The sequence below is a fragment of the Niastella koreensis GR20-10 genome, assembly GCF_000246855.1.
GTDB classification, from domain to species: domain Bacteria; phylum Bacteroidota; class Bacteroidia; order Chitinophagales; family Chitinophagaceae; genus Niastella; species Niastella koreensis.
The window spans coordinates 8728922-8742082 of record NC_016609.1 but is presented as its reverse complement, the minus strand read 5'-3'; the positions used below and the strand labels follow the sequence as shown (position 1 = coordinate 8742082).

The 13161-nt window shown below is 46.1% G+C and carries 6 protein-coding genes; all 6 read right to left on the bottom strand.

Going from position 1 to position 13161, the window contains the following annotated elements; translation table 11 throughout:
* Positions 1-85 precede the first annotated feature (85 nt).
* The 6 genes from NIAKO_RS35170 to NIAKO_RS37510 all read right to left on the bottom strand — a co-directional run bounded on the left by NIAKO_RS35170 (position 86) and on the right by NIAKO_RS37510 (position 13161).
* Entirely contained in the window at positions 86-1867 is a 1782-nt protein-coding gene (locus NIAKO_RS35170) for a RagB/SusD family nutrient uptake outer membrane protein (RefSeq protein WP_014223275.1), read from the bottom strand.
* A 31-nt stretch (positions 1868-1898) separates the two neighbouring features.
* Positions 1899-5375, bottom strand: a complete 3477-nt coding sequence (locus NIAKO_RS35165; RefSeq protein WP_014223274.1) for a TonB-dependent receptor — start codon at positions 5373-5375, stop codon at positions 1899-1901.
* 208 nt (positions 5376-5583) lie between these two features.
* Entirely contained in the window at positions 5584-5772 is a 189-nt protein-coding gene (locus tag NIAKO_RS35160) for a hypothetical protein (RefSeq protein ID WP_014223273.1), read from the bottom strand.
* A gap of 11 nt (positions 5773-5783) precedes the next feature.
* Positions 5784-6992 (bottom strand): FecR family protein, encoded by a 1209-nt coding sequence (locus NIAKO_RS35155; RefSeq protein ID WP_041349935.1) that lies wholly within the window; start codon positions 6990-6992, stop codon positions 5784-5786.
* Positions 6993-7140: 148 nt separating this feature from the next.
* Positions 7141-7734, bottom strand: coding sequence for an RNA polymerase sigma factor (locus tag NIAKO_RS35150; RefSeq protein ID WP_014223271.1), 594 nt, complete (start codon positions 7732-7734; stop codon positions 7141-7143).
* Positions 7735-7944: 210 nt separating this feature from the next.
* The gene (locus NIAKO_RS37510; protein ID WP_014223270.1) at positions 7945-13161 is read right to left on the bottom strand and encodes a carbohydrate-binding domain-containing protein; all 5217 of its coding nucleotides are present in this window, start codon (positions 13159-13161) and stop codon (positions 7945-7947) included.

The window sequence follows — 13161 nt, the reverse complement described above, 5'->3', positions numbered from 1 at the left end:
ATTCAATTTGCTATCTCCCGATTGGATAGGAGCCTACAAATTGTATTTGCTCCTCTCAATGTCAATTGCCCATTGGCTGCTGCTTTTAATAATCGTTGTTTTGAACCAGGTTTGAATTCAGTTGAATTTGCTTCAATGGTATTGGCAGCAAATAATGCATTCTTTTAAAATTCCGGTTCTCTGCAATGTCCAGCATGATCACTTTCAAATTGCCGGCGCCCGTTGTTACCGTAGTTTCCTGGTATGGATATTTTTGTGGAATATATTTAGCGGTGGCTTTACCACTGGCATCCCGGAACTCGGTGGTATATGTTGCATCTCCCACTACCATTCCACATACGTTCTGATTCAATTCATGTTCGGCAATACCCCAGCGTTTCAGGTCATCGAACCGGAAGTTCTCGCCGAATAATTCAATGGTCCTTTCCCGTCTGATCTCTTCCAGCATATTCAACCCATTGGCGGTAGCCAGCGCGTTGGTAAGCGGGGCCACCCCTGCTCTTGCTCTTACCAGGTTTATTGACAAATTGAGATCTCCATCGCTTATTGAACCATTCTTTTCCATCAATGCTTCTGCATAGATCAGGTATACTTCGGCCAACCGGATCTGTGGATAATCCTGCGATTCCTGTAAATCGGCGCGGTAAGTGGGATAATTATAGGCAGAGAATTTATAACTGGTATAACCCAGGTCTCCATCCAGCGTAATTGAACCTTTGGCGGGGACATTATCTTTTCCAAGCACATAGCTCAGCAAACGATAATCCCGGTTCAGGTATTCCGAGTCTACAGTATGGTAGCCCAGGAAAACTTTGCTCTTGTTCACAGGTAATCCATCGGCACACAAAAACATGTCCATCATTTTGCGGTTAGGCATCATATAGGTTTGAACCGTATGAGAGAGGTTTACACCGCCCGGCCGTAAATTAAGGTCATAGATACTTTTCAGAATAAATTCATTATTGGTGGTTTTATCCAGACGAAGGGGATTTGAAGCGTTACCGTCGATATTAAACAGGTAATAACTGCTGCGGTTGCCCAATGTGCTGTTATAATTCCATAGTTTATAACCACCGTTCTGCATTACATCCTTTGCCAATGCAGCAGCCTGCGTTAAAAAATCACTCACCTGGTCACCTGCTGGTCCGGCAGAACCTTCAAAATCGGTAGAAGTTCCGGTGTATTTGCGCCAGGTGGCTTCGTACAACAGTACCCGCGCCTTGAAAGCTTCTGCAGCCCATTTGCTCAAATGTCCTTTATCGGCATTTGGAATTGTCTGTTCTGAGGGAAGGCCATTGATTGCATCTGTTAAATCGGCCAGGATCTGGTTAATCACTTCATAACGGCTGTTACGCGGCGCTTTCAATTCTTCACCATTAACATCTGGTACCGTTGTAATGATAGGCACACCGCCATAACGCTTCAACAGGAAGAAATGATGCCAGGCCCTGAAAAATTTGGCTGCTGCCACGTATTGGGCGATCTCTGCCTGTTTGCCTGGATATTCTTCGGCCTTTTTAAGTACAATGTTAACACCACGGATATATGCATAGGCATTATTCCAGTATTTATCATCGGCGGGAACAGGCACTATACCCCGGCCGTAGTTTGTTTGTGGAAGCTGAAAATCTGCACAAAGATCTGAACCTAAGTCCATGAACTCGAAAATATTGCTCTCGTCAATCTTCTGCCAGCTGATCATCTTTTCATACATCTCATTGGTAGCGTACTTGAACTGGTCGGGTGTTTTAAAGTACTGCGTTTCCGTTAAGCTGTCTTCAGGTTTCAGATCGATAAATTTTTTCTGGCATGCCACAGTACCCAGGATCATAGCACTAAAGGCAACCGGAATTATCAACTTTTTCATTATAATAGTTTTTCGCTGATCAGATATTAGATTATAAACCTACGTTAACACCAAAGGACCACGTTCTCATAAATGGATAACCATTCAATACGGAGTTGGCTCCCTGTTCGGGATCGAAACCATCTTTTATAGATGACCACTCCCACAGGTCGTTCCCGGAGAAATAAACCCTCACTTTTTCAAGATGAGCCCGGGCACTCAATGTTTGTGGTAATGTATACCCTATAATCAATGTTTTCAAACGCACATACCGGTTGTTCTGCAACATAAAGTCATTATGCAGGTAGTTCCATTTTGAACGGTCAGCATCTATTGTAAGCCGGGGATATTTGGCTCCGGGGTTTTCTGCTGTCCAGGTTTTACCGATGAAAGAAGGGTTTAAGTTAGACCAGAGCGTAACGAAAGGATATGCTAACCATCCATCGCGTTCCACATATTGCTGACCTACACCCTGCAGAAATGCAGTAAAGTCAATGTTTTTCCAGGAGGCGCCCAGGGTCAATCCGAATGTATAGTGAGGAGCGGCATCACCTTTGAAGCTTACGTCATTCTGGTCAATAACTCCGTCTTTATTTACATCCATTTTGCGGGTATCGCCAGGACGCAGCACCTGGTCATCAGTTCTTGCAGGAATATTGCCTTGTGCAATGGCAGTATATTTATCGTAAAACAGGTCAACAGTTTTCTGATCTGCCAAAAAGCCTCTTGTTTTGTACATATACCAGGAGTTCAAGGGCCTGCCTATTACTGCCTGGTTCAAACCGGGAGTTGGCAGAATGGCGCCGTCGTACGCCACCAGTTTGTTGCGGCTGTCGGAAACATTAACCGAAACATTATAACTGAAGTCTTTCCCGATCTTATCGTGCCAGCCCAGCATAGCTTCCCATCCTTTCACTTCCAATACCCCGCTGTTTGTTTGAGGAGCATCGCCACCCAATACACCAGGATATACTACGTTGATCAACATGCCATCGTTCTTTTTCTTATAATAATCAAAACGGCCATTCAGGCGGTTGTTCAACATCACCAGGTCAACACCTATGTTCGCCATTTTCACCTGCTCCCAGGTACGATCGGGTGAAGTAAGACCATTACGGGCCAGGCTGGCAGCGCTTTGAATGGCAGGGGTGCTTCCAAAGATGCTGTTACCGATCACCACGTTGGAAATATAATCGTACAGATCGATGTTAACGTTGTTACCCATTACCCCATAACCGCCACGGATCTTCAGGTAATTCAGCAGGTACAAATTCAGGTCCCTGATAAAATTTTCATTGGTCAATACCCAGCCTGCAGAAACATCATAAAAGTTCGACCATTTATACCCTGGGGCAAAACGTGATGATCCGTCACGGCGTCCTAACATCTCTACCAGGTATTTGCCTCTGAAGCTATAGTTCAAACGGCCGATATAGGAATACAAACCCCATTCGTTACGGCCGCCGTTTCCTTCTACGTAATCTTTGGGTGCTACGTTCAGATCATACACCCCATTTGATTCTATATTGGTGCGATAAGCATACAGTCCTTTAAATGAGCTTTTCTCAGCATTGATACCACCCATGGCAATGATGCGATGGCCGCCAAATGTTTTGGTGTATCTCAAGATAGCGCTGTAGTTCTGATACAATGTCTGGTCAGATTCGGCCCGGATGTTTGATTCAGGATTTATCTTTTCCTCAGCCGGTGTTCCATCCCACTGATACATAGGAACGGTAAGCTGGTAATTATCCAACCGTAATTGATTTGACTGTATAGATGCTGTGGCTTCCGCTTCCAGTCCTTTATATAATTCGGCAGTACCTTTTATGTCAACCCTTACCAGGTCGTTTGCTTTAATATCTCTTCCGCCATCGGTAGTTGCTGCAGTGGAGTTCCTGTTACCGGCTGTATTGAAGTTAGCATACCATTCACCATATGGGTTTTTGGCTGGAAAAAAGGGCGGGTCATAGGCGATCAGGTCCATCCGCAGGCCACTTGAAGGGCCGGATGTAATATCTTTCTGATAGGTTACACCTGTTTGCAGCTTCACCTTTTCGGTCAGTTTGTAATCGTAATTCAGGCGCAGGTTATATTGCTTGCGGCCATCGTAGGAGGTAGCCAGGGGTCCCTGGTTATCGGCATAACCGGCAGATAACCGATACGCTGTTTTATCGGTAGACCCTGAAATACCCAATGTGTGTTGCTGAGAAACGCGGGTTGCGAATAATTCATCAAAACGGTTGGCATTACCAATGAAAACATCACCCCAATTATCAGTATGATAGATCCCTTCCTGTCCCTTCTGCATTTTCTGCAGGTTATCGAGCGATGCCCATCCCCAGTAGTTGGGTTTTATTTCTTCTTTATTGGCATCTATCCACATGGTAGCATATTGCTGCATGTTGGGTGCAGGCGTTTTGATACCAATTGTATTGATGCGCGCATTAAAATTATAATCGATCCTGGTTTTGCCTTTACCACGTTTGGTAGTGATCAGGATAACGCCATTGGCCGCACGGCTACCGAAAATGGCGGCCATACCGTCTTTCAACACGTTCACTGATTCAATATCATCTGGGTTCATGGTAAAGAACGCATTCTGGCTGGCAACAGGCACGCCATCGATAACGATCAGGGGTGATCCGCCATTGATAGAAGTAGCGCCACGGATCTGCATAACCAGGTCTTCATTACCCGGGCGGGAAGATGTTCTGGTAATCACCAACCCAGGAGTAGTACCTTGTAAGGCGAGGGCGGGGTTGGTTACCGCTCTGCTGTCAAATGTTTTATTGGCAACTGGTTCCAGGGCGCCGGTAACAGTTGCTTTTTTTGAGGTACCATAACCAACTACTACCTGCTCTTCCATTGGCGACTGGGTAGTGGTTAATTTAATGATGAGTTCCGTTTGATCGCCGACCGGCACCAGTTTATCATCGAAGCCTACATAAGAGATAACCAGTACTGCTTGTGGCCCTTCTACCATCATGGTAAACGTACCATCGGTTTTTGTGATAACGGAATTCAACTTCCCTTTTTCACTTACGTTGGCGTTTTGCAGCGGCGTGCCGTTTTCAGCCAAGATAACCCCGGTAATTTTTATTGGAGGGGCTTTCGCCATTACCGGTTTCTCCGCTGCCACCACTGCTGGCGGGGCTACTACCGCCGCTTCTTTTACAACAACTATATTGTTATTGATGATGCTATAGGAAAGCGGTTGGTTTCTGAAACAAATATCAAGTACCTGTTGAATAGAAGCGTTGCGCACATTTATGTTAACCTTTCCGGCACGTTGCAATAAAACTTCTCTGTAAACAAACGTATACCCGGTTTGCTTTTTAATTTCACTAAAGACATATTTCAGGGAAATGTTCTCACCAGACAAAGTAACCTTTTGGGCATACACGCCGGCTGAAAGCTGTAAACAGGTGGCTAATAGAAAAATGGTTAGGTAATTCATTACGATCAGTTCTTTACGCCCCACCTTTATTTCCCGCAAATAGCGGTGGAGGCAATGAATTAAATACATAAATTTGGATTTAGCACCCTGATGTTGCAGTCAGGGCTGTTTTGGGTTAACAATAAGGATATAGAGTCTTCTATTGCATTAGCCTGAATTTTTATCAACCGCACCGATTGCAGTCGGGGCGGTTTTTTTCAGGCATACTTTCTCCATTGCTCATTCAGTGACGGACATACCGCACCAAACTGCATTACAGGGGCACCTGCTGCTTTCGTCAATATTTTAAATAAGAATCGTTGTTCAGCTGCACAGGGCAAGAATATGTTGCAGCCAGGCTTGCGTAAGGTTTTTTGTTGTAGGCGCTCAATGGTATGGCGCCGGCTTCCATACTGCGATGGAGCCCTTTTTCATAGGTTTTGAATTCCCTGTTTTTTGCAGGGATGGTCTCAAATAGGATACACATATTAGATGGGGTTATTTAACAATGATCTTTCTCCCCTGGATGGTGAATTTCGCACTTCCCGACTCCTGCAAAACTTTCAATACATCTGATAATCTGGTGTTCCTTGAAATTTCAACAAACAAGGGATCATTCTTAACAGCAGCCCCCTCATAAACTACATCTACATCATACCATCTTGCCAACTGTCGCATTACCGTTTTTATATCTGCACTTTCAAAATGAAATAAACCGTTTTTCCAGGCCATTATCTCATCCGTCTGAACTGGGATGGGATGGGATAGCTGGGATGTTTGGGATAGGGATACCTGCTGGCCAGGTTTCAATATCACCGATTGATTGCCGATTGCCGATTGCCTGACCGTCCCGACTTGTCGGGAATTGCCGATTCTCACCTTCACGCTCCCCTGCAACAACGTAGTACGAATGGCGCTTTCGTCGTTATAAGCATTTACATCAAAGTGGGTGCCCAACACTTCCACCTGCATATCCCCTTTTTCTACAACAAAGGGCATCTCTTTATCGTGCGTAACTTCAAAATAGGCTTCGCCCGTAATTTGTACTCTTCTTTCCTTGCCCCTGAACCCGGTGGGGTAATGGATAGAAGATTCTGAGTTCAACCACACTTTTGTTCCATCGGGTAACCGCAACTGGTATTGTCCTTTGCGGGGAGTCGCCAGCGTATTATACGACAATGGGCCTTCCAGGCTACTGTTGTCGGATGAATACACCAGTTTTCCATCACCGGATTTTACCACTTTTGCTTTTCCCTCCTGCGCCACTACCCCATTTGCGGCGTCATCGAGCAGGATGGTTTTGCCATTCGACAGGGTAAGCACCGCTTTATTGCTGCCCGGCTCTATATCGTTCTTTAATGTTGACTCACCTTTCGCCAGTTCTGTTGATGCCCTTTTATTCAGCAAATAGAAGACAGTACCTGATAAACATACCAGGATGGCAGCCGCAGCCCACCAGGTTCTGTGCATTCGACGAACCGGGGCATACTCCGGAAACTCCGCATAAGGTTCTTCCCCGGTTGAGATACTTTGCAGTAACCCTGTTTCAATGGCTTCCTGAATTGATTCCTTTTCGCGTTCTCCATATTCCAGCTCACCGGTATTTACCAGTTCCTGGTACCATGCTTCAACAAGCTGCTGCTCTTCAACCGTACAATTTCCGCTACTGTATCTATTTAATAGATCAGTTGCCTGTGTTTGATTCATAATCTGGCATATAAAAATTCGGGCAACGTATATACTGTCCGGCAGAAAGACCCGAGGGGGTATAAAAATTATATTTTTTTTTGCCGGCAGCCGGGACGCAGGCATACCTTACCCGGATCGGTTAAAAACAATCGTATTTTTACGCTTACTACTTCAAATACTGCAGCAACAAAACCGCAAATGTAGAAGCGTTCAGACTGATGGCTGTTTTAATAATTTGCAAAGCATGTTGTATATGCTTCTTTACTGTTTCATCTGAAATGTCGAGGCGTTCGGCAATTTCTTTATGACTCAGATGATGTTTACGGCTAAGCTGATAAACTTCTCGCATTTTCTTCGGCATTTGTTCAACGGCCGACTGAATGGTGTGTTGCAATTCCTTTATTTGAATTTGCGATTCAGCATCGGGTGGCTGAGAATGAACAAGCACCTCGGTAAGCAGAACAAGATAATCGCGGCGGGTAATATTCTTTTCAATATACTTTATGACATTGTACCTGACACTGGTATGCAGGTAAGCCCCCAGCGAACCGTTGATCCGGAGATCGTGGCGGCGGTTCCAGATAGAAAGGAAAATATCCTGAACCAGGTCGGCAGCATCGGTTTTTGAGCGAAGCGCTCTGGCGGCGGTAGCAAACAGCGATTCCCAATAACGACGATACAGCATGGTAAATGCTTCTTTGTCATCATCGGCTACCAGAGAGAGTAATGTTTCATCTGTATGGACTACAACTTCTTCCAAATAAGACCAAATACTTAGCGGTAAAAATAATACAAAAACCAATTAGTGGCATACCGATATCCACTTTATGGGTTATATAATTATAATTTAAAATACCGGCAACGTATAACGGCATATGTTTATTACTGACAGGAGATTAAATTATCAATAAAAAGAAAGGGCCCCGACGATACTGTCGGGGCCCTTTCTTTTTGAAATCTTACTTTTTAATTATAGTATGACCAATTTAGTTACTGCCATGTTGTTTACTTTCAACACGTAGATCCCCAACTTAACATTTCCGTTAAGCTGTACATCTATAGTACCGGAAATATTCATTACCGTTTTTTGATACACTACTTTACCAAGCAGGTCGGTAAGGGTTACCGTGATCTGCTTGTTGATAAAATAATCTGGTGTTTTTACTACAAAATGATTGCCTATTACCGGGTTGGGATAAGCGGTAATATCCGAGACAGCATCATTATCGTTGCAATAACCCAGTTTGTCTCCATTTTTCAGGAGGTTTGCTACAGCCGATTGTGCTACGCACTGGCTATGGCCATTGTGGCACACCATCACTTTTTCATCCTGGAGGCCGCATGTTACATCTACAGATTCAATGCGGATCGAAGTGGAAGTGCTGCATCCTTTGGCGTCGGTGATGGTTACGCTGTAGGTACCGGCTGTGGTAACCGTGATGGACTGGGTATTCTTGTTCGTGCTCCATTTGTAGCTATACGGAGCAGTACCACCTGCAGGTTTGGCTACCAGCAGCAGTGAAGAAGAACCATACCCAACGTAAATGGTATTATTCCCGGTAGTACCGGGCCCTATCATGTATACATCAGGGATGGTAACTGTTAATTGAACGGGGTTGGTGTCGTCGCAATCTGTGTTGTTGGCTACCCCACAGGCTACAGGAGCACCCGAGCCCAATCCGTCACCATCCTTATCCGCATACAATAATTTTGTATCATCACAATCCAGGTTGTTGGCTGCATAACCAACAGGCGGGGTTGAGGAACAAAACGAAGCAGCCGTTTTTGAACCAAAGCCATCATGATCGGCATCTACATAATACAACAGCGGTTTCTGAACGGCAGCGTCATTATCGTTACAGTCTGTGCTGTCGGCTGAGTAACCGGCCGGAGCATCATTCTGCGTAAATAATACGGCTGCGCCTGCACCTAACCCATCGTTATCCCCATCAACAAAGAAAGCCTTGTTAATGGTAAGTAAGCTGGCAACACTGTCGGCGCCCAGGTAGTACACATCACCATTTTGCGAGGCAGTGATGGTTACTTTACCTGCTGATACGATATGAATTTTACCGTTTACAATAGTAGCCACGGAACTGTCGGAGCTGGTATATTGTATTGGTAAAGCTGAGGTGCTTGTGGCGCCTCCGTCAAAATCGGCATCTGTTACTATAACAGGTTGCAACGGACCGAATGAAATGGTTTGTTTCCCGGTATTCAATAAATTAAATACGGGGAAGTTGTTTGTCCCGGCGAAACTCACCTGATAGCCGGTTGAGGGTGAAGTTACCGGTGTAGCGGGTGCGGCCTGAACGTTCGTAAGTGTGGCTGCGTTACCGGTTACCAGGCGCATAGCAGCGGCAACATTACATTGCGCATTGGCATCGGCAGTATTGTATCCAAACGTAAGGTCTGTAGCAGAAGCAATGGCTGGCTCAATACTCCAGCTTTTGTTGATAGCGGCGCTTTCATATGCTGCACCTACTACCAGACCTCCCTGTTTTACATTCGCAGTAAAAACCGTACCTGTTGCAGGTTTCACGGTTACCGGGTTATAGCTGTCACCAGCCCCGATCCAGAATGGCGTTTCCACACCGGCATTTGTAAGGCGGATGAAGGTTCCCGACTGATTATCACCCTTCATGGCAAACCATTGTGTTGGTGCGCCCCCGCCTACAAATTGCAAACCGGTTGGTTTTACGCTATACGTACCAGTTGAAATTACGGTTATACCCGTAACAACGCCATTGGTAAGATTGGCCACTGCATAAGTTGGGGCTGTGCTGGTTGACAAGGTGCCGCCTGTAAACAATACAGCCGGAGCCGTCACATAGCCCGAACCACCACTACCTGCAAATGAATAAGTGCCCACTACGGGATTATTGGCGTTAAAAGTTACGCCGCCCAAACCTGTTGCTACAGCAGCAGTGCCGGTAAAGTTACTGCCGTTTATACTCTGGCCGCTGGTGACAGGGCTCAGGTTCAAGGCGGTGGAAGATCCATCTACAAAAGCAGTATCGCCTACATTCACACTGATCTTTTGTGTTCCCAGAAAACGGAACAACCGTACGGCAGAACCGAGTTTCAGTACACCATTTACATTCACTGTAAGTTCATTGTTTGCAGACTGCTGATTGGTAAGCAGGTTAAACTGTGCATTGGAGCAATCGAGTGTTCCATTAATATTATAGGTCATGCTGCCGCCCGTATTATTATAGGTACTGAAGCCATACCCGGTGCCGTATTGTCCGTGGAAAGCTCCCAGCCCCTTATCACCATTCAGGGTAACCGTTTTTCCTTCATTAATGGTAAGGGATTTAATCCCTGTTCCGTTATTTCCGTTTTGCAGGGTAAGACTGGCAACTGAGGAACCTGCATAGTTACGGAGTTCCATGTCTATATCGATCACGATATCCTGGGCGCCGCTTTGGGCAGAGTTGGTGGAAAAGCGGGCAATGTTCACCACCCCATCACCGGTAAAGGTGGTAGTACCTGTAGCGTTCACAAAAATGCGGATACCGGACCCAACAGTGGCTACAGCAGAACCGGCAGGCGCACCCAACCGGCCATTGACAGCAATGGTTGTGGCCTTGTTGGTGATCAGGCTTTGTACACTACCGGCAGGTGCTGTCAATGATGCTACTACTCCGGAATCGGTAATACTGAAATCATTTACAGTAAGGGTATTTGACATGGTTTCTGTTCCGCTGATAACGGTTAATCCAGAAACCGTAAGAGCTACCTGTTGTAACAAGGTAGCTCCGGTGTAAACTGTAAGATTTTTACTGACCCCCGCCGTAGTGGCGAGGGTGACGGTATGTCCCGGCATTATATGCACATTGATACCACTGGTGGGCGCCGTAGTGGTGGTGCCACTTATTCCGCCATTTCCATCGGAGATGTTCCAGGTACCACCATTCCAGGCCATATTTCCCGTTGACATATAGTCGCCGGCTGCAATGCCCGTGATGGTTAATGTTTGGGCTACGTTGGCTGCGGCCGCATAGTTATCATCACCAGGTTGAACTGCCGTAATGGTTACCACACCTGAACCAATGATATGAACTTTACCATTTACAATGGTTGCAACAGCCGGGTTTGAACTGGTGTAGGCAACAGGCAAACCTGAAGAAGCAGTAGCGCCCGGATCAAACTCGAGGTCACTCATTTTCTTTACCGGAATATTACCAAAGTTGATCGTTTGCGCCTGCAGGCTGCCTACATATACCAGGGTGAAATTGTTAATGTTGAATGCATTGCTGGTACCACCAATCAGTACACGCATGCTTTGCACACCGGCCTGCAGGGTGAAGGCTGACCCCACGGTGATCTCGCGCCAGTCATCGGCGCCTGTTGAGAACACACTGCCATAAGGCACACCAAACGCACCGGTTCTGTCTGTGCCATCAAACTCCACTTTCAAAGCACCATTTGCTGCAACAGCCGAATAACGCATTTTCAATTTATAAGTACCTGCCTGGGGAACTGCTATTGTATAATTAACCCACTCGCCACTTTCCAAACCGGTTAATGCGTAGCCGCCTTCTGAACAGGTAGTGATATCTACGGCTTCACTGGTTCTGTACTGACCGCCGGTATTGGCAGTTGTTTTATCATTGTATACTTTACCTTGTCCATCGGCAGTGAAGTGGTCAAAGTTTTCCGCTTCAATTTTACCGGGCACCAGGTTCATTCTGTAAACGGGCTGGCCATTTACATATTCAACGGGATCACCAGGACAGTTAGCCGCTCTGTGGAAGGTCAACCCACCCCAACCAGGGAAGTCAACCTGGAAACCCTGTCCTTCAACACCTGACTCTCTGGTTGAAATATCGTACACCCGTTGTAACCATTTGTATCTGTCGGGATTTAAACCAACCCGGTCGCGGTAGTGGGCCAACACCATTTCATGGAAAGGATATTCGCTGAATTTGAAATTGGTGCCTCTTAATAACCGGGTCAGGTCTTTTTCTGAATAAGGGTTTATCGCTTTGCTGAACCAGCGGCCACTGCGGTCTCTGCGTTGAATGAACTCACCACTGGCGGCAGTAGGCTCCCACGGTGCTGGCTGATCGGGGAATGGATAGTTGAGCGATGCATTGTAGCGCATGCCAAACTCGATACCCAGCAATGGGCGGTAATCGAGGTAACTATACATATCGTTACCCTGGTTCCAGGCCATCTCACACAGGGTGTTGATGATAGCTACACCTGTAACAGTATGCGACTGGTCTCTGGATGCTTCCTGGGGCTGACCATTTTCCCAGATGTAGTTGGCTATAGTTTCATTGTAACCATAGTCTGGAGTTATACCTACTGTAGAAGTAGGAGTATACTCGTCATAATAATCGTTGGTATAAGAAGGGCTTGCGCCTGTTGAGCGGGGGCCGGGCGGATAAGGCAAATCATCTGCCCGGTGGGGTTGACCGGTTAAATAGCGCAGTGCGCGATCGTACATCACTTCATTATCCATAAAAATTCCCATCGCCATAATACCGCGCATGGCAAAAAGGCCCTGGTTGCCATGACGACCGGGGTCGCCATTGTACATGTACCAGTAAAAAGTAACATTTTCTGAATTGATAGCGGCTGTTGGTTCCTGTGTTTGTGAATATCCAGGATATACCAGCATTGACTTAAACTTTGTAATATCGCTGGTGGACCAGCCGGTGTAGGTACTTTTAATGATCTCGGCGCCTTCCAGCATTTTCCAGATCACCCGGCCTGCATCCAGCGCCTGCGTTCCACCAGAATTAATATTTTTGAGGTTCACCCATGCATTGAAGATCTGTACTGCTTTCTGCGCATTTTTATCATTGCCGGTAATATACCACATGATGGCATTGTAATAAGCAGCCAGTGCATCGTACTTGAACTTTTCGTAATTGTAGCCGGCGTCGGTTGAATTTACCACCAGGATGGTTATACTTGGGTCGCCCTGTACTACATATGTAGCACTGGCGTATGGGTTCTTGGTAAAGTTGGTGAAAGAGGTTTTCCAGGGTTCTTTGCCTGCCTGCACCATGTACTTCATACGATCAAGGTCGGAACGTTTGTGGCTGATGCCAGGATGCGCGAACACGCGTTGCGCCGAAGCCGTTTGAGTAAACAGGACCATCAAGCATAATACTGCGATGAGCATTTTGGGCATGACGATCCCTTTCCTTATTTGTGTAAAGATTTTCAT

Excerpts from the sequence above, each read along its gene's own strand:
- NIAKO_RS35170 (WP_014223275.1), bottom strand. The coding sequence starts at position 1,867 with ATGAAAAAGTTGATAATTCCGGTTGCCTTTAGTGCTATGATCCTGGGT.
- NIAKO_RS35165 (WP_014223274.1), bottom strand. The coding sequence starts at position 5,375 with ATGTATTTAATTCATTGCCTCCACCGCTATTTGCGGGAAATAAAGGTG.
- NIAKO_RS35160 (WP_014223273.1), bottom strand. The coding sequence starts at position 5,772 with ATGTGTATCCTATTTGAGACCATCCCTGCAAAAAACAGGGAATTCAAA.
- NIAKO_RS35155 (WP_041349935.1), bottom strand. The coding sequence starts at position 6,992 with ATGAATCAAACACAGGCAACTGATCTATTAAATAGATACAGTAGCGGA.
- NIAKO_RS37510 (WP_014223270.1), bottom strand. The coding sequence starts at position 13,161 with ATGAAAATCTTTACACAAATAAGGAAAGGGATCGTCATGCCCAAAATG.